The organism is Candidatus Hodgkinia cicadicola (assembly GCF_002774925.1).
In genome coordinates this window covers 1-22,520 of record NZ_CM008790.1, presented here as the reverse complement: position 1 = coordinate 22,520, position 22,520 = coordinate 1, and the positions used below count along the sequence as shown (strand labels likewise).

Annotated in this window: 23 protein-coding genes; 2 read left to right on the top strand and 21 right to left on the bottom strand. The window is 31.0% G+C overall.

Annotation, left to right across the window (positions count from 1 at the left end; genetic code table 4):
- Window positions 1-209: 209 nt before the first annotated feature.
- The 7 genes from MAGTDC_RS05405 to MAGTDC_RS04435 all read right to left on the bottom strand — a co-directional run bounded on the left by MAGTDC_RS05405 (window position 210) and on the right by MAGTDC_RS04435 (window position 6,740).
- Window positions 210-335 carry a hypothetical protein gene (locus tag MAGTDC_RS05405; RefSeq protein WP_278046906.1) on the bottom strand — a complete coding sequence of 42 codons (126 nt, stop codon included), beginning with the start codon at window positions 333-335 and terminating at the stop codon, window positions 210-212.
- 89 nt (window positions 336-424) lie between these two features.
- The gene (locus MAGTDC_RS01410; RefSeq protein ID WP_146656737.1) at window positions 425-709 is read right to left on the bottom strand and encodes a hypothetical protein; all 285 of its coding nucleotides are present in this window, start codon (window positions 707-709) and stop codon (window positions 425-427) included.
- Between the two features lie 1,104 nt (window positions 710-1,813).
- Window positions 1,814-2,836, bottom strand: a complete 1,023-nt coding sequence (locus MAGTDC_RS01405) for an electron transfer flavoprotein subunit alpha/FixB family protein (RefSeq protein WP_146656736.1) — start codon at window positions 2,834-2,836, stop codon at window positions 1,814-1,816.
- Window positions 2,837-2,840: 4 nt separating this feature from the next.
- Window positions 2,841-3,581, bottom strand: a complete 741-nt coding sequence (locus tag MAGTDC_RS01400) for an electron transfer flavoprotein subunit beta/FixA family protein (RefSeq protein WP_146656735.1) — start codon at window positions 3,579-3,581, stop codon at window positions 2,841-2,843.
- A complete protein-coding gene (locus MAGTDC_RS01395; RefSeq protein ID WP_146656734.1) occupies window positions 3,582-4,127 on the bottom strand; it encodes a c-type cytochrome in 546 nt (181 codons plus the stop codon). It abuts the gene before it with no gap.
- 270 nt (window positions 4,128-4,397) lie between these two features.
- Window positions 4,398-4,547, bottom strand: coding sequence for a hypothetical protein (locus MAGTDC_RS04440; RefSeq protein ID WP_192573032.1), 150 nt, complete (start codon window positions 4,545-4,547; stop codon window positions 4,398-4,400).
- 2,016 nt (window positions 4,548-6,563) lie between these two features.
- The gene (locus MAGTDC_RS04435) at window positions 6,564-6,740 is read right to left on the bottom strand and encodes a hypothetical protein (protein ID WP_192573031.1); all 177 of its coding nucleotides are present in this window, start codon (window positions 6,738-6,740) and stop codon (window positions 6,564-6,566) included.
- A 1,380-nt stretch (window positions 6,741-8,120) separates the two neighbouring features.
- On the opposite strand from MAGTDC_RS04435, the gene MAGTDC_RS04430 reads away from it, so the two are divergent.
- Window positions 8,121-8,267: a hypothetical protein gene (locus MAGTDC_RS04430; RefSeq protein ID WP_192573030.1), complete on the top strand. Its 147-nt coding sequence runs from the start codon at window positions 8,121-8,123 to the stop codon at window positions 8,265-8,267.
- A gap of 3,082 nt (window positions 8,268-11,349) precedes the next feature.
- Here MAGTDC_RS04430 and MAGTDC_RS01390 read toward each other — a convergent pair.
- The 9 genes from MAGTDC_RS01390 to MAGTDC_RS05395 form a co-directional block, all read right to left on the bottom strand.
- Window positions 11,350-11,553 carry a hypothetical protein gene (locus tag MAGTDC_RS01390; protein ID WP_146656733.1) on the bottom strand — a complete coding sequence of 68 codons (204 nt, stop codon included), beginning with the start codon at window positions 11,551-11,553 and terminating at the stop codon, window positions 11,350-11,352.
- A complete protein-coding gene (locus tag MAGTDC_RS04425) occupies window positions 11,538-11,705 on the bottom strand; it encodes a hypothetical protein (RefSeq protein WP_192573029.1) in 168 nt (55 codons plus the stop codon). Before MAGTDC_RS04425 ends, MAGTDC_RS01390 begins: the two co-directional genes overlap by 16 nt.
- Before the next feature lie 485 nt (window positions 11,706-12,190).
- The gene (locus MAGTDC_RS01385; protein WP_146656732.1) at window positions 12,191-12,568 is read right to left on the bottom strand and encodes a hypothetical protein; all 378 of its coding nucleotides are present in this window, start codon (window positions 12,566-12,568) and stop codon (window positions 12,191-12,193) included.
- Window positions 12,569-12,685: 117 nt separating this feature from the next.
- Window positions 12,686-12,826: a hypothetical protein gene (locus MAGTDC_RS01380; protein WP_192573028.1), complete on the bottom strand. Its 141-nt coding sequence runs from the start codon at window positions 12,824-12,826 to the stop codon at window positions 12,686-12,688.
- A 204-nt stretch (window positions 12,827-13,030) separates the two neighbouring features.
- Window positions 13,031-13,282 carry a pterin-binding domain-containing protein gene (locus tag MAGTDC_RS01375; RefSeq protein WP_146656730.1) on the bottom strand — a complete coding sequence of 84 codons (252 nt, stop codon included), beginning with the start codon at window positions 13,280-13,282 and terminating at the stop codon, window positions 13,031-13,033.
- A gap of 256 nt (window positions 13,283-13,538) precedes the next feature.
- Window positions 13,539-13,727, bottom strand: coding sequence for a hypothetical protein (locus tag MAGTDC_RS01370; RefSeq protein ID WP_146656729.1), 189 nt, complete (start codon window positions 13,725-13,727; stop codon window positions 13,539-13,541).
- Window positions 13,728-13,937 carry a hypothetical protein gene (locus MAGTDC_RS01365; protein ID WP_146656728.1) on the bottom strand — a complete coding sequence of 70 codons (210 nt, stop codon included), beginning with the start codon at window positions 13,935-13,937 and terminating at the stop codon, window positions 13,728-13,730.
- Window positions 13,938-14,101: 164 nt separating this feature from the next.
- On the bottom strand, window positions 14,102-14,350 hold the full coding sequence (locus MAGTDC_RS05400) for a homocysteine S-methyltransferase family protein (protein ID WP_146656727.1): 249 nt from the start codon (window positions 14,348-14,350) through the stop codon (window positions 14,102-14,104).
- A gap of 268 nt (window positions 14,351-14,618) precedes the next feature.
- Entirely contained in the window at window positions 14,619-14,870 is a 252-nt protein-coding gene (locus MAGTDC_RS05395; RefSeq protein WP_146656726.1) for a hypothetical protein, read from the bottom strand.
- A 192-nt stretch (window positions 14,871-15,062) separates the two neighbouring features.
- Between MAGTDC_RS05395 and MAGTDC_RS04420 the strand changes: the two genes are divergently transcribed.
- A complete protein-coding gene (locus MAGTDC_RS04420; RefSeq protein ID WP_192573027.1) occupies window positions 15,063-15,230 on the top strand; it encodes a hypothetical protein in 168 nt (55 codons plus the stop codon).
- A 182-nt stretch (window positions 15,231-15,412) separates the two neighbouring features.
- Here MAGTDC_RS04420 and MAGTDC_RS04415 read toward each other — a convergent pair whose 3' ends face one another.
- The 5 genes from MAGTDC_RS04415 to MAGTDC_RS01335 all read right to left on the bottom strand — a co-directional run bounded on the left by MAGTDC_RS04415 (window position 15,413) and on the right by MAGTDC_RS01335 (window position 19,911).
- Window positions 15,413-15,571: a hypothetical protein gene (locus MAGTDC_RS04415; RefSeq protein ID WP_192573026.1), complete on the bottom strand. Its 159-nt coding sequence runs from the start codon at window positions 15,569-15,571 to the stop codon at window positions 15,413-15,415.
- A 2,598-nt stretch (window positions 15,572-18,169) separates the two neighbouring features.
- Window positions 18,170-18,817: a hypothetical protein gene (locus MAGTDC_RS01350; RefSeq protein WP_146656725.1), complete on the bottom strand. Its 648-nt coding sequence runs from the start codon at window positions 18,815-18,817 to the stop codon at window positions 18,170-18,172.
- An 86-nt stretch (window positions 18,818-18,903) separates the two neighbouring features.
- Window positions 18,904-19,275, bottom strand: coding sequence for a HisA/HisF-related TIM barrel protein (locus MAGTDC_RS01345; protein ID WP_146656724.1), 372 nt, complete (start codon window positions 19,273-19,275; stop codon window positions 18,904-18,906).
- Window positions 19,259-19,696 carry a HisA/HisF-related TIM barrel protein gene (locus MAGTDC_RS01340; RefSeq protein WP_146656723.1) on the bottom strand — a complete coding sequence of 146 codons (438 nt, stop codon included), beginning with the start codon at window positions 19,694-19,696 and terminating at the stop codon, window positions 19,259-19,261. Before MAGTDC_RS01340 ends, MAGTDC_RS01345 begins: the two co-directional genes overlap by 17 nt.
- A 17-nt stretch (window positions 19,697-19,713) precedes the next feature.
- Window positions 19,714-19,911: a hypothetical protein gene (locus MAGTDC_RS01335; RefSeq protein ID WP_146656722.1), complete on the bottom strand. Its 198-nt coding sequence runs from the start codon at window positions 19,909-19,911 to the stop codon at window positions 19,714-19,716.
- Between the last annotated feature and the right edge of the window lie 2,609 nt (window positions 19,912-22,520).

The following is a 22,520-nucleotide window of genomic DNA, read 5'->3' as shown; positions in this document are numbered from 1 at the left end:
CCCCTCTAACGATAACTACCAAGAGTTCTTGTAGATCATGCACCTTCTCCTGACACATACGTTATTACCCTCATCACCGTTACATAACTTCATCTTAGATGTCTTCACTTAATGTTTGATTGATTACTTCAAGTTTGTTGTATAAATATCTAATATAAATCCCACTATCTGAAATGTATCACCATTCAAGGTCGGTATATTACCCTCCTTTACATCCTTTGTTCATACTCTCTCCTTTTATGAGTTGGATCGTTGATATTTGTCAACCTCCGTTCATAACCATCCTCTGTTATGTTCATAAAATCTATTTCTACCAACAACATCGTTTTTAACATGATTTTATCCTTCATTCTACTACCTTATATCCATTACTGGATGTTATATCTTCGATTGTAACTTCGTTACCTTTTTAAAAATGAAGTAGTTAGTGGCATTGGTGTTTGAACCTTCGGTGTCATCTCTCGATGACCAATAACTTACTCATACTTTTTGAATACCGATCATTCTTACAGTTAGAAGTTATTAATACCAATAGGTTGGTTCCGAAACAACATCCTAGGGGATATAACTTCATCCTACCTTCGGTAGTAATCACTAAGAATCAGATATATTCACCACATCAAGTCATTTGTTCTGATTGAACCATCATTGGTATACCTGTTGCTATGTTTCATCAACTACCAATCCCATTAGATAAAATCCTTGACAATACATTCAGTTCTTTCGGTTGTTGTATATAATTACCTTATCAGGTTAGTATAACATCAGTTTTTTTATCGATATCGATATGTGAAATACAACGTTTATGCATGGTTAACTGTTATTACTTGAATCTTTGATCAAGTGTTGTGATAATGGCCAAATACATGAAATTCGATCCTTGTTTTATAAGAGTTAAACATTAGAGATATCAAATGTTATTATCGATTTGATAGTGTTGTTATGATGTACAGATTGTAGTTAAAAGTTTATACTAAACATCTTAATTCCACTTATGCTGTACAAATATATTTTAGGATATATTTTCAAGTGTTCGGATTTTGTAATCTATCGATGAGTGGCCAACATCCCATATAATCGGAGCCATTAATGTTTTTGTTTGTATTAAGTTAAACGGATATAATCGACAAATTGTGTATATTATTTGATCGGGATTATTACACATGGATTGGGTTACTTACGTTGTCTATGTCATGGATAAATCCGGATAATAACAAAATGATGGGGATAATAATATCATGCCAAACATATGTATATTCCACATTTAATTAACGATTAACATGTATTTGTTGAAATAGTAATTAATAAATTTATTGGGATATATCATAACAAAATTCGGTGTATGTATGGATGTTTGTTAACAAATTAGTTTCGGTGACTAATTAAACCATCAATGAATTAACATTAAATAGTTTTAATCACTACATACATGTCAATGTTGTTACGATTATAACGATTCAATCAACATTTCATCACTTTGTTGCCAATTGAAGCAACCGTCATAAACCATAGATCACTTTAATTTCTAAACACCGATCCTAATATCTTTCCGTTTTAATAAAGGAACATTTGGGTTGGTTCATTTGAATTTTTTATAATACTTACAAATTAATCTGATTTAACCAATAATAAGTTACTAAATATTGAATTATTCAACAGATTATTAATAGCCATGGGTGTTTAGCTTAGAATATTAAATAATCTTATGAGTTAATGGAATGATTCATTAAAAAACATAGAGATAATTATCGGATGTTAGGTTGTTAATAATAATATGTACTTAAACGGAATAAACAGTTGATAGATTAATTAATTAAATAATAATTTTTTTGAACTTACTTACTGAAAAATTGGTATTCCTGATTGTGTTGTTTTGTAACCAACCCGTCATTGTTGTTATAACTTTATACATATCCGATGTTATGGCATAGTTAGCCGTATCAAATATTTGAGCATCTTTATCAGTATTAACGGCTATAATGGTTTTAGCATATCTGATGCCAGCTAAATGATGGTCTGATCCAGATATACCGAACGCAATGTAGAGCTTAGGTGATATAACTTGGGAGTTACCTCCTATTTGAAGCTCTGATGGAGCACATCTCGATTCAACAGCACCTCTGGTTGCTCCGATGGCAGCACCAAGTTTTAGAGCCAATGGCAACAACCATCTCCTGAAATTTTCTGATGTACCAAAGCTCTTTCCTCCAGCAATAACTATATCCGCCTCTGTTAATTTCGGTAAATCTAAACCATATGGTCCTAAATCTTTTCTTGAGTAAGTTAATAACTTAATACAATGATCGGTGTTGAAGTTTATTATCTGAATCTTCGGAACAACACGTAGTCATCCATCTGTTTCATTTTTGTTGCCAACGAACGTTGGATAAAACAGTTTAACCGACATTAGTCAAGGTTTCGGATATTTGAAGTAGATGTGTTTCAACATTTTTCCACCATGTACCAACGTTGTGAACACGTTGTAGTCTATAACATCATGGATGCCGGAAACAACACATCGGTTGGTAGTGGCACCAGCATAACATAAAATGTGATGTAAGTTTGAATTATTATCGACTAGAACCATATCATATTTTAACATCAACCCTGATACAATGAGAGATAATCTATAACTATCAATTAAAACGTTGATAGGTCTTGTACAAGCAAATATAAATGCTTTATTAATCCAGTTAAGAGACATTATTCGGTTTGCATTACAATTTATAGCCAACACATCAATACTTGAACACATTACTGTGGTAAAATCTATTAACCTTTGGTCTGTTAAACTAAACCTATTGTTTATTGCTTCTAGTATTATTAATGCTTTCATTTACTTAACCGAATATAATATCCATTAGACTGTTAACATCATCAAAGAACTTACACTTTCGTGGTTTATCTATTGCTAATAACTCCATTGTTTCAACACATGAATTCGGTTTAATGTGTAGATCAGGTAGGAATACCGTTTTTATTGGTGTGTTTAACATTAATATTATACCTGTTAATCCGATATATTTAATAAAGTTAGTGAAATTACAAACCAGAACACATGGTAATTTGACAACAAACGTTATAGTTCTGTTATAAGCATGACATTGTACTGTTAGTTCGTTGGTTGTAAACTTTAGCAAATTGTATGCATAATAGAGTTGATGTCAACCTAAAAGAGCGGCTAATGCCGGACCAACTCATCCAGTGTTGTTACCAAATGTTGATTTACCCGTTAGAACTAAATCGTATTTGTTTATCTTAATAAATTTCTTAAGTACTTTGGCAATCGTTAAATCATCAAGATCTTTTACTCTATGTTTAACAGATCGAATCAGAAATGCTTCATCTACACCCATTGCTAACACATACTTGTAGATTTTTTCATCAACGTCATCACCTATGCATACCGCTGATAGTTTAACTCCTGGATTTTTGTTTTTGAAGTCAACTGCGGCCATTACACTTTCCTCATCAATAGGATTGATAACCCGACTTATATTCTCAAAACATAACATGCCATTTTGTTGTCTCAATTCAATCTTGGGATCGTAGATGATTTTAACTGTTATAAGTATTTTCATTTAATTAAACTTAAATCTGTTAAATGATAGTGGTTCGAATGAATTATAAATTAAATATCTCAATATATCCATTCTTTCAATCGGATCTTTAATCCCAGAGAAGTTCATGTATGTTCCATTGACAAAACTCGATGGATGTTTAATGAATTTGTTTAAGTTGTTTAAGGTTCATTTAAGATTGGATAATTTAATCAATGCCGGAGAATAAACATAATTTGAACAACCTGCTATCGATCTAAACACAACACTCCAAAGATTCGGACCAAGCTTATGAGTACCACCCTCTCCAACAGAGTGACAACCTGAACATACACTAAAATACCTTTCACCTTTATTTAGTGAAGAACATAATAATAATGTACTTAATACTTGAGGTTGTTTGTTTGTTTTTGGTTTAATCGATCTTATAACCGCTTGTTTCCTTATCATGTTTGGATATAGTTTACTTGTTGAAAGAATTGTCGGATAGATAACAAAACCTGATAATAAACCAGTTAAATATAAGTTCTTTATTCTTTCGAGGATATCGATTACCTCTCTCTTCATTTATGTCAACAATACTAAATGTTTTTATAAAACACCATCTTGAATCACTCGTTATTATTCCTCGATTAAATAAACTGAACATGTCATATGTTTAAATATATTTGCAAACAGAGAATTAATTCTATCAATACATTTCCAAACTGAAATGTAACCGTCATCACATACGTTGTGAAGTTTTATCTAACAGGTAATTCTTGGTACGATGGATGACTGATGACATAAGTGTTCTATTGTTCGGTGTCAATGTATAAGTGTTTGTTGATCTTTTAATTAATTCATGTTACTTACTTCCACCATGTTTCGTTGTTGGTTACGTCACCATCATCCCTCCCCAATCATCATCATTGATCCCTTCATGTTCTTCTCCTTCATCACTATTACCTCCCTCTTTATCACTGGCTTATCAGCCATTTCCATCATTCCTTACCTTTGGTAACCGACAAATAACTCATCCTTACTATTGGTTATTGTTATCACTTAATAGTTTTACCAACAAAAGTTGTAAGATATAACATCAACCATCTGTAATGGGTTAACGAATGTTGGAACGTTGTAGTTGGCTTAAACAACCGATGTACTGTATCTTTTAACATTGATGTTGTGTAGTTTCCGTTTCGAGATAGAATCGGTATCCATTATTAAAACATTTAAATGTATTGTTCATATTTCATATTACTACGATTAATACGACCATGTTATGTTCTTGGGTATACCTGTTGTTACGTTTCATTATGAACCAATAGAATTCTAACTGTAATCTCAACCGATCATTCATGTTCTATGTTTAGTTACCGAGATAATACCATCCCATGAATCCATATCTCAATTGACCATAACAACAAGCTGACAATTATCATTTGTAGTGTTGGCATGTAACGGTGTAGGTAGGTATTAGTTTTGTTTGAATCAATTGTATCGAATCGTTACAGACTTGTTAACTCGAATCGGTATAAACCTTTAACTTCAAACGTTTGAACCATTAACAGTTTTATGATCGACGGAGGTTGGATGTATAATTTTTGATTTATCGAATTCCGAATCGTCTAACTCCTAGTTTAGGTATAATACTTAGTATAACGTTATTTGGGTAATGGTTGTATGTCAACATATCATGCTATATGTTGGTTTTGTTTAATCCAGATAAACGTATATTGATTGGTTGTAATATAAAGTGGTGTTGGTTCGGAGTTATCAACCATGGTTTCTTGTTACTCTCAGTAAGTCCATGATGGTTTTGAACTATAACAAACCAATAATATCGGATGGTATTCTCTAACCATTAGCAAACGATCAGTCATTGATGGTTTCAGATTATTAATGAAAACAATTACAAGTTTAAAATGGATCTATAACATACATCGATGAATAAGTTGGAAATATGTTTGGTCTGGATGTTGTAATAAGATCGGATACTTATCTACTAGATCCGATATCTCCATCCTTGTTTATCACTCCTTTCAAATGGTAGTGATACCTCATTGTTGTTCCAAATTATCAACAAAATATCAACTATCATATCGATTAAATTTTTAGAATCCACTTCTTTCCATCTTCCTTGATGTGCATACGCACATACCCAATCCTAAAATAAACCAAGTAACAATCGGTTGATAACTGATTATTTAAAAGATAACAGTTTTGTTCGGTATGGATAACATCGATCTAACCAAGAGATTAGGATGTTTAACCGGTAATACCTGATGGTTTATTGGGATTGTTATAACTAAACGATTATCAGTTCTGTTCATAACATTAGTCGGTGTTTAGATCTTAGGCAACTACAATCCATATAGTTTTGTTAACCAACAACTAGTAGACCATTGATAACATCCTACCTCCTTACCCCCTCCTCACTCTTACTTAATTCTATTTCCTGCTCATATTACTACCTCAAAACATCCTACTACTATATGTTTATCCTACCAATTATTGTTCTATCATGGTTAATACCTACAACTATCCGTTTCCTACCTTCAAACTGTCAACCTAATCATTCTTAATGGTTATTCATAGATAGAACTCTACATACTTGCCCCATTACATGGGGGATCAACATATAATTCCTCCTTACTAAACACTATTCTAATATGTTCTTACACTCATGGAACAATTTAATCCTACTCCTAATCAAACATCCATGTTAGATCCTACCTAACACTTTGTTTTACTTGAATAAATATCGGATGTTTCAAACAAATAAATGTTACCTATCCAATATCTATACTTGATGTCTTCAGGTTGTTTATTCTTACTTAGCAGAAGCGGTAAGTTACCTCCGTGTTGTTTCAACTAAATAAAAATTAATTCCAACCAGATAGCCAACCTTTACCTCTATTAGGTATAAATGGATCCTTCAATACTTAATATACCTCTACCTCCCTCTATTTGGTTTCTTCTCTAATCATCTGGAATACCTACAATAAACCTCGACATGTTTTATACTCTCCACGTACAAGAAACAAAATCCAGTGACAATACCCTCATTACGAACCTACCTTTCTTTATTTCTTTGTTTTTTGAGTTTAAATTAACATCTATTCGATTAAACCCTCGTATACTTACCCTTATGTCCTTCTTTCTTAATAACCCACATTGGAAAACAATGCAGTACATAGAGATTTGATATTAATTACATCCCCACTTCTATATCCTCCTTTAATCCTACCTTCAATATGTTACCAAACTTACTCCTACCTTTAAGATATATCTCTTAATCCATCCATATGTTATCCACTAAATGGTCTCCATCCTACCTACCTTACCAACATACCCTCCTCTTAGACTAACTACCTCTAATGATAAACACTCCTCGGTCGTTAGCAACGAAGTAACAACATTGATGTTATGTGTTAGAAATAATTTAATTTACCCTCCTTACATCTGTTCCCTATCAACTCCTACCTACCATCTTGTTTTTTACCCATATTATGTTCGGTTCTAAACAATACCACTGTTTAGTTCACGTTTATTTAACCATATCTCTATCTGTTGCTAATCCTACCTTTACTTATTAACAACACCAACGTAATATCATCTCCCTTATCTTCCTTCCATGTTAATCCTACCTCAACATCTTGTTAATAGTTTTATCATTAGATATCTTATTTTGTTAAACCGTTTACTACTTACAACATCTGTTATTACTGACAACACTTATATCCTATCTTCTGTCCACCTTTCAACCAATGACATAAAGTTCTTCAAACGTTTGGTTCCCTTCCTTCGGAGTACTTATAACTCTCCATCCTTTTTGTGTATACATTTAATTAATCAGTTGTGTATTAACCAAGAAACCAATAGTTGATCCCTACATGTTGACATACCTTTATAACATCGAATACTCTGATCAGACGTTGTCTATGGTATGTTATTAACAGTTTAAACATTATACCTTGTTGTTATGAAAGATTAGTATACCATCATAATGATAATTGATGTTAACAGATATCATATCATGTAGTAACAAACATGTAGTTCATTTCCAAGGCTTAATTCCTTCAGTTACCTTGTTGGTCTTACTCAATGATGTTACTTTCATTGGTATCAAACAGTTATACCTTATTCCTGATTGTATATGGATATCAATCTCTTGAAAGGTGGGAACTAACAACGAGGTCACCTATCAATGTGTTGAAGTAGAACCTTGTATCTGAGTTACATCAACCTTTGGTCATTTAAATTAGATTATCCATTATCGATAAAATTTATAAACAATGGGTCTTATCATCCTTTGTTATGTTGTTATCGGATGTTGGGTTGGATTTATCGGTGATTGTACTATCAGTTCTTGGTTCGTTTGTTAATCAGAAGATGGATTGTTTTGTTATGTTAATCTGTACACTCCTGTCATTCCCAATTCTCTCACAAAATGTGAGAGTTCAACCTTTAATACCCACCGAAATAAATCCATCATGGTACCACATTGTGTCTATCGAATATTATACCAATTAATATCATCATAAATATAATTCGTACTAATAAACTAACAACTAAATGATATTAGAACTACAACGAACGATGGTCTGTTACTTTGTTGTTAAAAACAACATGGTATTGGTGGTTTGTTGTTTAAATGACAACGGACAGATACATTATCAATTAACTATTCAATGCCATATCCGAAGTATACTTACATGTTAGTCATTGTAATTTCTTGTTATTTACCATGTTATCATGGCAGTGTTATCAGAATCGTTGATCGTTTCTTGTCAGATCGAAACTGCATACAAACTGAATACTTCATGTTGTTTAGTACTTGGTTTTTAACTTAACACTTACCAAGTTGGTTGTTATAGTCCAATCGATGACTATCGGACCATCAAATGTTGTATCCGATGTAGTTAACAGTTAGTGGTCTAGTGGTATATTTGATGTTGTTCTTGTTGATAAATGTAATTTCTATCTACCAATTATACCGCAACACAGATGGCTTCATGGGAAGCAGATATGAATATCATTTGGTTTATAATGTGATGGGGATTTAATCGGAGGTTGTTTTGTTTGAATTATGAGTAATATTCAGAGAACCGTTATCAAAAGTATTCATAGTTCGGTTGTTTGTTCGGTTTCATCTGAACCATCTGGATGTTTATATGTGTCGATTAAATTGAACAGAACGTTGGTTTTGATAAATTGTTATCGGTTCTTAACGGTATAATCTCAACTATACAGTATAATATCCGATACTTGTTCATAACAACAAAAAAACAGGTACAACCGACATCTATAATCACAACATGGATTGTAAACCTTCACAGAATGTGGTTAACACTCTCACATCCATTTAATTCCTTATTCATATAATTTATTGATATATTACATCCGGTTGTTTGTTGTAATAAGTTATAATACAATTAGTTCATTTATAATAGATCGGTCACTTACATGTGTTGTTTATATGTACCAATACGATATGTTATCACATATAATAAGTATATACATCAGGAATATATCGGTCATATTATAACATAATGTTAATGAAGATAATTGGTTAAACTACATATCGGCGTTCAATTAATTACATCTCTATGTGAATATGATAATTCTATCCTACTTATAATAACTGTTGGTTTTAATACACATATCCTTTGGTAATATATTTGTTGTTCGGTTAAACTAGATAAAACATGGTGGTCTATACTTCGAAGTGAATAAATTAATACCACTGATATCTTCATGGATTAATTAAATTGTTAATAGAGATTTACACTTAGAGTTATAATTCCAAATCATGGGTTCAATTGGTTGGTATAAAAGAAACCAAAATCCATGTCACATATTATAACATTTAAAGTTGTAGGTTTTAGTAAGTTGATCTGATCAGCTTCTAATATTTCAACCGAATTAATAATGTTATAAACATATACAAAATGGTTTAATGATTTGTCTGATCCGATGATGGGATTAAACAACACAACCGAAACAACTTCGGTATAACAGTTGAAATTTTTTGTACATGTCATTATTAAATGCTAATACTATATTTTATCTCTTAATGGCTATAATCGATCAGAACAAGGATCATATCATAAACCATTACGATGTATCACATATTCGTTTGTTTATATTCTGATTAATACCATTACAACTTACATCGAAATAATTATGAAATTATCAATTAATAATGTCGGTGTTGGTTCTTTAATGGTTATCCAAAGTATTAGAGGGTTGATAACACCGATGTTGACATTAATAAACAACCAATGGATTGAAAGGATCAAAGATGGTTGTTTAGAGTCACTTGATTAAAAACAACAGGTAAGTTAATTGGTTTTTTTGTTGATAAGATCCGAACTATAAATAATAAGGGTTGATTTATCAATGGGTTTAATTAAATAGTATCTAAGTTGTTAGATAAAATACACATCGATGTTGTAATTGGATTGATATAAAGATGGATAATTTATTAGAACATAACATGAGGTTTTATATGGGTGAATTAAATAAGTTATAAAGATGATGATGTAGCTGTGAATTTAAGTAACAGTTCATTACAATCGATGAGCATGTTTGTTGTTACTTTTGGTTAGTTTAGGATTTAATGTTTAATAACAATTAGTTTTGAATAGGTAGATGGGTGTATTGGTTTTGTTTCATTTGAATAAGGTCGACTATAACATGTTATTGTAAACAAATTATGAGAGAATGGTGGATCTTGGAAAGAGGTTGTTACAATTGGATTAATAAAATCATTCGTCTGTCGACAAGGTTGTATTGGTAACAACACCCACATAAAACAACCGAATGTTGGTTGATGGTTGTATTTCTTATGTTAATGACATGTTTAATTTGTATTTGAACTTATTTGGTGGTTTTATTTTGAACGTTGTAGCTAATCGTTTGATGGTGTAGTAGTGGTGTATTATTAAACGATTTCCATTAAGCAAAACGATTGATTACGTGAATAGTTGTTTGCATGGTGTAATTGGAATAAACGGATGTAATTAGTTCAATGTTAAATGAATCTATGTCGGTTTGCTTGGTTCGGAACATTGGAATGATAATCGTGTTGTTTAGATTAAAGATATCGTTGATCTTAGTGAATTAAACATTAATATTATCACTACGTTGTTATCGATTAATCACTAACACATTATTGAAACATATAGCATGAATTGGTTACAAATAGTTGTAATAATTGGATGTGGAAAGGTTGTTTGTTAACATACAGATCTAATCAATAAGAACAGGATACCGATGATAGTGGTCGTTTAATCAAAGGAGATGATGTAATAGGGTGGGAATATTGAATGTATGTTGGTTAAATAATGTTGAATATATTGACGGAATAACAACAAGGTAGGGATAAGTGTTAGGATAGTAGACTTTCAAATGTTGTGCTTACGACCGAAGATTATCAATCAATTGGATAAAGTAAATGGAACATAGGATAGTTCAATGGAGATTTGATCTGTTAACTTACATCATTTCTGATGGGTATTTCTTTGTTACGAACAACGAGATGACTAAACGTCCATGGTATTGAACAGATTATGTTAACATCGATTCGGGAATATAACAAATCAATGGACTTAGTGATCTTTCTACTGATTTAACACTTCGTTTTAGTTGTTTGAACTACGAAACAATTTGATGTTTATCTATATGTTTTATTCTGAAATGAATGGTATAAGGGTTAACAACACCCATGGATAATATGTTGGTTTGTGGTATAAATGATCAACATCGGATGTCATTAGACAAGTGTTTGTTTTTTGTGACATTATTCTAAATAAATTATATTTAATCCAATGGTCTGGACGTTTGAACAACCTGGTGTTGGCCTAATGCCGGTTCGTTTTCCTTCTATGTCATTATGTGAACGTTTACATACGTAAACTCAAACATGATATCTTGTTGTATCGTAAGTGGTCTTTGAACATGATTTAACTAATCTATCACGGATTGGTTTTAAAACATAAAACATATTGTAATCGTTTTTTTATCATTGAAATATCGATACATTAAAGTGAACTCAATACCAAGAAAACAACAACATGTTGAAATATTATCATTATTACCATCAATAAAATTACTCAAGCTTAAACAGTACTTCTCGTTGTGTTGTCGTCTTAGCATCGGATAGTAAAGCTATCAATGAAGTATTTGAACTTAGAATACAAATAGATCCATGTTTGTTTGGGGTCTTCAATCATGGCAGTTGTTCTTCTGATACTTACCCATCTCTCTGAGATCAGTTTATCCAATATCTTCTTGTGAAGTGTTATTATCTTGTTGTTATTGCCATACATTTTTTATTCGATTACATGTACAACACAGAGATCTTTTAGGTTACCACCACTACTGGTCCTTGTTCCAATGAAATTATATTCGGAATCATCTTGTTGTTGAACTTAAACAAACGATTTAATGAGATTTCAAATGTTATTTCACAACGTTTTGATGTGGATAGTGTTATAATTCTTAGTTATTAACTCATAATCCGATTTCAATGGCTTAATATAGGCATGTTACGGTCCTTTAAATAACTTGGTCAAAACATCGGTTGTCTTACTTACATCTTTGACATATTACAATACCATTAGAATATTCGGGATGAAGTTTTATCACTGTATGCAGTTTACCTGTTGTTCCACCTCCAAAGAGTAATGGGATATCCAATGACTACATTTTGTAGAGATCTTACCACTTTCACCATTTCATCCAATGTAGATGATGTTTAGAATCTGTAATTCAGATGGTATTGCTTTGTATTTGATTGTCACTTGAACATCTCCGTTGGTAGAAAACGTTGTTACCAAGTCTATTACTCAATAACTATTACATGATAAAACAGTACTAATGATATCCTTATCAACATCATGAACATCATCTTTAACCACTGCCATTACCATCATCTTGTTGTTCTTGGGTCTTTCGGTCTTTATCAATGGTGTCAAGGATGTTGCGGTTACCTTATTATCTTTAACAGTTCTTAACATCTAGTGGTATAACATCTTGTCATTACCAAATAGTTTATCTGTAATATCCATACCTTCCATCAATACTTCCTCTATAACCTTCAATGTACCTATGTCTTTGGTCAGTTCTACTGAATCTTATTCAATGTACTTATCAATTCTTGTAATAGCAACATGTATTACTCTCGTTGTGACATTTCAGTTCCTTCAGTTATTTCCATCCCCACTATTGTTAAGAATAATGGACTTAGTACCGAAAACATCTAAGATTTCTTTCATTGATACTTGTTTGTTGTTAAATATTAATGATCTATAATAAGTTTCTAATCTTATCATTGAATTTACTATAAGATATTTGATTCTGAACGTTTGTTATACCGAGATTAAAGCCAACAGAGTTTAGTTATATCTTATAAACATGCGGTGTAATACCTCTTGGATTTTGTGGTTATTTCTAGAAAGTAGATGATAAATTCGATATACTTAATACCATATCTTCTTTGGATAAATTATACTTATTAACTTAATGTTATTAATTAATTCCAAGGCAGTTCTGCCATGTTCTACAACTTCTGGAGTTATTGCAGAGGTATTTAAATCTATTATTACTTCTTCATCGGGGAACCAATCTCCTACATTAACAATCCATGTATCTTTTTTACAAACCCTTGAACGTTGTTCAACAGCTGAAACATGTCCACTTTTATCAGAAGTCATTGTGTTTGGGTTAAACATTCGTGTATCTTGATCAATCTTGATTTTATCTATGATCTGTTTATTTCCATCCATAAAGTAATATGGAATTGATGATACCTATAACCTTGTATATGCTTCATACCGATCAAAAAGTGTACTTTACTTGTTTGATCCAATCATAATTGGAAATACTGATAAATCAGGTTCGGTGTTAATCAAGTTCAAGAATTTTAAGATCTACTACCTTCGGATCAAACGGTACATCATCCATGTTTATGTCTATAAATTTTTTGTTCTATACACCACTTGTTGGTTTTACAACGTCCAAGACTTTGTTGGAATTACCTGATGTTATCATGAATGTTTGAATACCACTTGATTTTGATACATTTACTTGTTCACCGATTTCATAAAATCCATCTCTGTTAATCTTTATCGATTCTAATCCACTTAAAGAACAAACAATTGGATTTGTTATTAACATCTATAGCTTCGACAGGTTTATTAGGTAATTTAAACTTAAGCCAACATTCGAAATATGTTTAGGAGTGGTCCCACAACGACCACATAACACATATGCATGTTTTGTTAGTGTTTTTAATGTGTTCGGTAAAATCATTGGTATTCTAGATGTTTTTTCTCTTTGTTTGGAAGAACCAAACGTTCAGATATACTCATATTGACTTTCCAACAATGGTTGATAATTCGGAAGTATGTTGTTTCAGAGATTCTGGTTCAAAGGGTTCAGCTTAATCCAACACTCAATGACTTGTTGTGACTAATCGAATGTTAGAGTTGTTCTAAAGATTGATTAGATTAAGTTCTTTCGAATCCATCACTTACTATCACTGATATTAACTAAAACATGTATTTGGTTTTTTTATTTACTACATGTCTACAAGTAAACAAGCAGAGTAGCTTTGACATTTGTTGTATCAAAGAACCGGCCTCTATCAATAACATGGTTACATCCTTGTTAAGTACCGTGTTAATCTGTTGTTTATAACATGTTATCATTTCATTGAATGAAATGTCTCGATATGTTGGTCTTAATACATCAGAAGATACCATTAAGGTTTTGTTCGTTGGATCAACCAGAACATGCAACGAAGATACACCATTTGCTACGTAATGAATACTTTAACCTCGTTCCCTCCGCTATTAATACTGACCGTTTGTTAAAGTTCTATACGGGAATAGTTGTTATTATAACTTGATTGGGCAACTTGATTTGAATTGAAGGTATTTGTCTCGATTGTATCCGTTCCTACTCATAAGTAACTTAAATTGTATCTTCTCGATTATTCTTGGTTGAATTATATTTAAAATACCGTTGTTATCATCTGTTTTTGTTTACCAACGTAGTGTCTAACCTTTAATTTGAACTCTTTAGTATCTGAGTATTCATTGTACCATCCAGTATTAACACTCCGTTTACCACCTTACTATGACAATACCATATAAGTGTTGGTTTTAGTTTAATCAGTATTATTCATTTAAGAATTATATCTCTAACCGTACATGGAGTGTTGGAACGTTTGAAAATATGTAAACGACTACGATATTGACTGAACTTTAATAACACCATGAACAACGTTGTGTTTGATTCTACCCGATTTCAAGCCATGATCGTTTTCTGCTGTTATAACAAGTATCATTTCTTTGTTTTAAACTATATGTTCCATACTTCGTGTTTTCTTGATGTTGTTAATTAGATTGAGTACCGTCATATGTTGTTAGATTTACAATTAGTTAAGAACCATCTATACATCCAACTCGTTAATAGAGTATAGGTATAACATAATCGTGTATCAACATGTTGAAAGTTTTTGATCAACAAAGTGAGTGGTCTTTAATCTCTAAATTCATGTGATTGGATGGAGAAGTGGCTATAATGTGTTGGTTCAACATTTTGTTATCAATTATCTTCGGTAATAAAACAAACCATGGGTGTTGTAATTTTTGTTTAAAGTTTTATTATTGATAGTGATTAATCTTTTTTGTTTAGAGCCGGATGATTAACAGTTCCTAATACAAAAGATCCATCTTTTATTAAACCAATTAAATGTGTTTATGAGTCAGTGAACTACTAACAAATGAACTCCATACCATCTATCGGATCAACTACTCACATGTTACCATCATTTGGCCAACGTTTAGATGTCTATATTATAAACCTCTGGTTTTGGAATAACCGACATTTGTTAATTCAATTATGGTTACTTTCATGATTTTACCATATGTTGTTATCAGGTTGTTGTTATTAGCTTTCGAAATAACTTCGATTCCATTGTTAAAACCAAGATCATTTACATGATATCTAGACATTATCTAGAACAGTATTTATTAACCAGAAATAAGAACTTATATGTTAACTCCATTGCGATTTAATATTACTGTACGTGGGTTTTTATATGCCAGACGGTTGTTAATATTCTTCGTATTGGCAATACGTATTTCTTGTGGTCATTAAGACCGATTAAATAACCAAAGATAATAACATGTTAGTAATTGAGAAACATATGGTTTGGGAATAATATCTTAACCAAGGTTATAGCTCCGATGTAATTAATTTGAAGTGTAGGTAATCGAAGTGATGGTATTGATAAACCAATTAACTACCTTGTATGTTCTGATAATGGTTGGCATGTTGAAACAACCGCAACATCCGTGAGGGAAGGAACTCGTTGACCTCGATCTTATTTGAACCAATATGTGATGGATGAACTTGTATTACCAATAAATCAGTGAATTAATTACAAACGGACAAACAACCATGGTCAATGGTTATATGTGGATATGGAGTTAGTTAAAATTTTGGAAGAAGTCGGTGTCAAATGTTGTTAAATCCTTGGTAATCAAACGTTTGGTGTTAGATGTGATGTAGTTAATTCGGGTTGTTGTAATTGGTCAGTAAGGTTGTAATTTATAAATATTAATTTGGTTTAACATCGGACCATATTCAGAGGATAGATTAGATGAATTAAGCCGTTATATCGTACATTGAGGTGATTAATTAACTTATAAATCGATTAATCGGAACAACTTGGTTGTAACAAATCTGAATATAATACAGAGATATTAATCGGAATGTTTCAAATTATCTCAGACATAACAAAATGTGGTGAACAACTGTGCTTAAAATGGATACCTCGAATTATATCAATACTAAGGATGTTTGAGTTTATATTAGTTCTTATGAGTGTTGGATGCAAGATATGACGATTAAACTATTAACATATATCTTTATAAACAAATCAATTTTGGATTTATATTACTAACACCAAGTAATCATCTAATTTGTTGGATATAAAAGGTTATTGAAACCGTGGCATCGGATACCTTAATATCAACTTATCTGTAATTACTAATTAAATAATCGGAATATCGGATGTTTGAATCAATTTATGATTAGATGTAACAGATATAAACCGCATGTGAGGTGATTAACATCAATTGGTTTAAAACATCGATGAAGTTTTGTTTATTTATATCATAAATCTCTATAATTATACTATGCCGAAATGTTATATCTTTGATGTTATATCTGGCTACTTAGTATTAGTTATGGTTGATTTATGGCCAACGAACTGACTAATAACCTGTTCACATTGTTCGTAAATCTTGGTAACCCATGATAAACAACGAAGTATGTGAGGGTTTTGCTTGTAATTCGTTGAGGATGTTGGCTTATGTGGTGGTAAGATATCGAACGTTTGGATGTTGTGTTTACGATGAAGTTTAATTCGTTTGATACATTTATAGTAGATCTAGATGTAAAGGTACTTCTTCGAAGTTTTAGTTACCAGACCAACAAAGAGAACTGATTTCATCAGGTTTCAATCGAACAGTACGATCAACACTAACTTGTTATGTATCCGATGATTTGTCTGCAACGATTATGGACCTTGAAAGGTTTTTAAAACATTGATGTCACAGATAGTCAAATTAAGACATTAAACATCCAACCGATCTCTTAGGAGATGTGTGTTTTAATAAGGACAAAACTTGTAACCATGGGATGTTGATTTAGATAATTTCTATAATTCCATAAATGTTGGACAACGTTGTCACTCTTTCGTCAAGATGTTCACTTTCCAAGAGTTCTTCACCTGTCTTGTTCAAGCATATTCTACATTTTGTTGTTTATATGTGTAACAAATAGATATATTTGATGGGATTAATAGTCTTGGTAGTAAACTTTTGGCTTTATATCGAACGTTTTGAATCAGTTCTTAAAGAAGTTATCCATATGTCTGGATGATTTGGATTAACCGTCATAGAACAACCAACTTCTTTGATCGGTAATGTTGATAACAAGTTTTGAAATAAATCATTGAACATAAATCGTGGGTGTTTGGATAACCTGTACGAATAATAAAATGTTCACTCAGCTATAAGTTTATTAATTTTATATGGACTAATATCGTCGTTTCTGTGTTTGTTAATAGTGGACGTTGGTATTAGCTAATTATAGAGACAAGTTATCGATTCTAAGGTCATGTGAACGTTTGGGATATTCGAAATCAACATGTACTTTGTTTGAATTAAGGGATGTATGTTGAAGCCGAACAGTTATTGGACCGCTTTAGAACAACAGGTAACAGGTAGTGGAATTAAGTTGGATTTTTGTTTGTTAGAACAGTAAGCGGTACTATTGAATCTTAATAACTTTATCTTATTCGAAGTTAGATCGGATTACAACATCCGTACTAAGATTAGATGGTTTAAGAACTTGTAGACATATTCAATAAAGAAACTTAAACACAGATGGAATTTGGTGTAACAAAATGGTGGATGTTTGGGTTTTATCTATTGTGTTATTGGTATGCTTGGAATTTTCATTTAATTACATCATTATCATAAAAAACCAACGTAAATACTTCTATCAATTACCATTTATCACATCGTTTGAAGTCATGGTTTTTATTCCATTTTATCAATGATCTCGTTTATTACCATCGAATATTTAATACTTCTATTACAAATCAGAGTTATAATATTATATAACACATTGTAGAATAAACCATTCAATATATTACGATACCGATAACTACCTGTTCTAAGGTTGGTAATAACCATAAATAAATTTGATATCGAATTATTGAGTCTACTTAATGTAATATTATCGAGTCTATTACTTCGGAAATTATTCATTGACGACCGATAATTTGTGTTATAATTTGATTTGTTTGGTCTTGAGAAGTTAGATCATTTGTTAAAACGTTGTGTCGATGCTACGATGTTTCAGTAATCAATTAGTCTTATTACGTTGTTTATGTTTAGTCCTATTCTTCTTGCTAGAAGAAATACTTGAAGTATCAAATCAATAGATTCAATTACTATTTTACGATTAACTTGAAAATTAACTGCAAGTGTTAATTCCATCTGTTCTTCTTTGATTCTTTTAAATATGAACCATGGTCTGGTAGTAAGTAATTCTGTTATTCATGAGTTTCGATCTGATAATATTTGAGATTTAATACTTACCAAATCTATTAACCTGTACAGACCAAAACAGCTCCATGATCTTCAAGGTCTTCTCCTAACATTGATTTGAACGTTATATCTCATTTTATGTTAAGAATATGTAATAAATAATAAGTATCTGAACTATATTTGTTTTTAAGATATACTTGAACATATGTTTTAATTTGTTCTTAACCATGTAAACCATAAGTTTGAGTAGTTATCTTGAACAGATATATTACATCTTTACTAGAAAAATATTTCAGTTGTGGAATGGGTTGTTTGTCATAATGAAATGTTGAAATAAGTAACACCATTGGAATGTTTCCTTCGATTATCACTGAAATAATAAGTCTGAATTTATTTCGTTTATCAAAAGTAATAACAGGTACATTAATATGTTGAGAAATAGATTTTAATAAAAGTGTATCATAAACATTATTTGTTCCATCTTTATCAATCGAAGTTAATAAAATCCCACCTACACCATGTTGAGCTAATTTACGTTCATGTTCCGAAACATCAATTCCTGTTGATCTTAAACCACTAATGGTTGAATACATCTCAAGTACCAATGATTACCTTACAGGTAACTGGGGAAAAGATGTATTGACTTACAAATCTTTTAACATAGTTAGTAACAGACTCTGGGTTCGTAACAGAAGTTGAATTAATAGCCACTTTATCTACTTCTACTCTTAGCAAATACTCTACATGTTTTATATGTTTTATTTCTTCACCTGTTGACAATGGAACAGAATAGGTACCAACGGTTCTCGATGTTGTTTCAGATAATATCACTTTGTTATCAGATGAAGATGTTACATCAAACGAACAAAGTTCATCAGTACCACTAACACTATACTTACTAGTAAGTAAATTTGGACTATCGGTCGTTGTTAAACCAGAGAACTTAATAGATTTTATAACGTTGTTATAGTTAACATCTGTGTATGGAAATATTCTAATGATTAAATTGATCATTTTTTGAGTTTGTTTTATTATATCAATGGATATATGGATTCCATAAGCAGACTAATACATATTACATCGGTCAAACTATCATTCAAGTTATTTCTTAAGAAGATCAGGTCAGCAACGTTTGTAACACCACTAGAAACAACCATTGGTAATCTGTTGGTTTTTTTGTTTATTATTCTTAGTAAATCCGTTGTGTTAATACCATTACATCATTTCATCACGATTAATACCAGAATAAACGATAAGACGAATATTAAATCCAACTACCATTTCCATTATCCCATGATCACTTCCATCTGTGTTGTTAAAGCCGTCAGTATATCCAAGATCATACACATTCATAGTATCAATACTTAATACATCTCTTTAACTGAGATACTTATAATGTGCTTGAATTGAATTTCATATTAATAAAACAGATGTATCTAATGTTACTTTAGTTATACGAACGTTGTAATATCTTTACAATTGTATCTATGGTTTATGTACATCGCTTAATTGGATGTTGCAGTTGGTTAAGTCAATAAATTCTTTAATGGTCCATAAGTTCTTTGGTTTATTACATATTGGCCCATCTAAATCAACTATATACAATGTATTAGAGGTTTGAAACTGGGATTCGTTTGTTGTTCTTGTTTGTTGGTTTTGTATATCTTATATTGGTTTATGTTGTTTGTATAAAATTTAAAACATTTGTTACCATCTAATATCTATGGTTGGTAGGTATATATATCACTATTTGAATTTAATTGATCAGAGTAAGAAGTATTTAACAGAATATAAGTACCATAATTATGATTGTTCTCTAGATGAAATTGTATTTCAATTATAATATCCTTTAATAAACAGTAATCGTTATATCCTTACGAAACGATGTGCTTAATAAAGATGTTAAGATGGATTTAATGTGTTAATAAAGATACAAATGAATGAAGTAGGATACTATGATTGGAGCTGTTTGATGTTGTTGTTATTAGGAACAAAAAGGTTATATGTTAATCGTGTTTGATTAAATTCAACCAATATGTGGTACTCTTATATTTCAAGATGAGAAGTATTAACTTGTTGCTGAATCTAGTATCCAATTCAGACTGAATGTTTTCTTTTGTTTTAAATTAGATAATAACAGCATAACCAATACATGTTTCGAGGACTATGAGTAAGTTCTACTCTCTATGAAATAGATAAAAAGTATCAGTTATGTTTGGATTACTTGAATAATTGTTTGAGATAATCGAAATAGTTACCAAATACTTGGTAGAATTATTTTGTTGCTATCAGTTACATCGTCAGGTTTGTTTGTAGTAAATACAGATCACAGTTATATAGATCCCATTCTAGTTGCCGTTTTAAAAGTGTTAACAATAGAGTCTTAAATTATCTAATCTGTAATCTATTATGGCTACTTTCAACTTGTTCTTGAATAACCTTTGGTTGAGATGATGTTTTTAACTGCATTAATTGATAGAAATAAACATGTAATCGAATGTTTTAAATGTGGATTTAGTCACATGGTAAAATGAATCAAACTTGATGACATTGATATGTATACTTATATTTGAATTCCATACTAATGGATCGAACAACGTATATGTTAATTCTAATATCGGATTGAATGAATTACGTTGATGTACTATTCGTTCAGTGTAAATTCAGATCTACCTGATAAATCAACGTAACAACGATCCAACGTTCCACCCATTGAAATTATTACATGGTAATATCTAAATAAATTATTTTTTTATATAACCATATTATCCGATAACATTAACTAGTACAATACCGATATCTTTAGAAGGTATGGTGGTAATTAATTATTATATTTCCAACACAGTAAAAACTTTAAACATAGATTGGAATAAGTTGATCATTGAGATAAAAACATGATTAAAAAGGGATTACCAGTCCTAATTATACTTGCATTTTTGTTGTGGTATATAGAGCCGACTACATCCGTTTCTGGGTTGTTGTGTCTTAAATAATAATTTATACATGGATTAGTTAATGTTTAGGGGATTGATAAGGTTTCGTTTGGTTTATAAGGATCATGTTCTTTTGTTTGATAGTTTTGTAATCAGTTGTGATGTAGTTATTAGTTTCTAGGATCAAGTTCTATACTATCGTTCAGACATAATAACCGTTTGACTGTTGTTGATCTTATGATATGTATCTGTGATGTTGTATCACCATTCTAAACGTTTACAGATGTTTGGAAGTAAATATATATTTTATTAAATTGAACACATTGTTGTGTGATGAACTTAAATAACGGATTCATGCTTATGATTAGTGTTAACAGAACTGTTAATTATGAACATGAACTTATTATCTAACACGGATATAACTTTAGTAACGTGAAGTCTGTGGTTTTTTGTATTGGTATGTATCAATCAATAATAGGTTTAAGTAGTTTTATCACATTGATATATTTGTATGTTACTAATATCTTGTATGTTTTGTGAAACATTTATCATTCGATTAGTTTTAAACAGCCTACGTTCAATGGTTGGTGGTTTTTTAATATTTATTAATAATAGAACTTTATCAATGTTGTAACATCAAAATTGTATCCAATGTTTAACTTGTTTTTCTGAGATATTCCGTATGTTTACCGGTATTTCTTACTCAAAAGCTTAGTACTAATCTCCAATTGGTTAATGGTTGGTGAATATTAACTTTGATGTATAATGGGAATTAATTATTATGAATCTTTAAAAAGAGAATGGATATGGAGTACACTTGTTGTTCGACCTATCTATCTGTTGGATAAAACAACAACATATGGGTTTGTTATAGTGATAGTTGCTCGTACTTTGCAATGAATGAT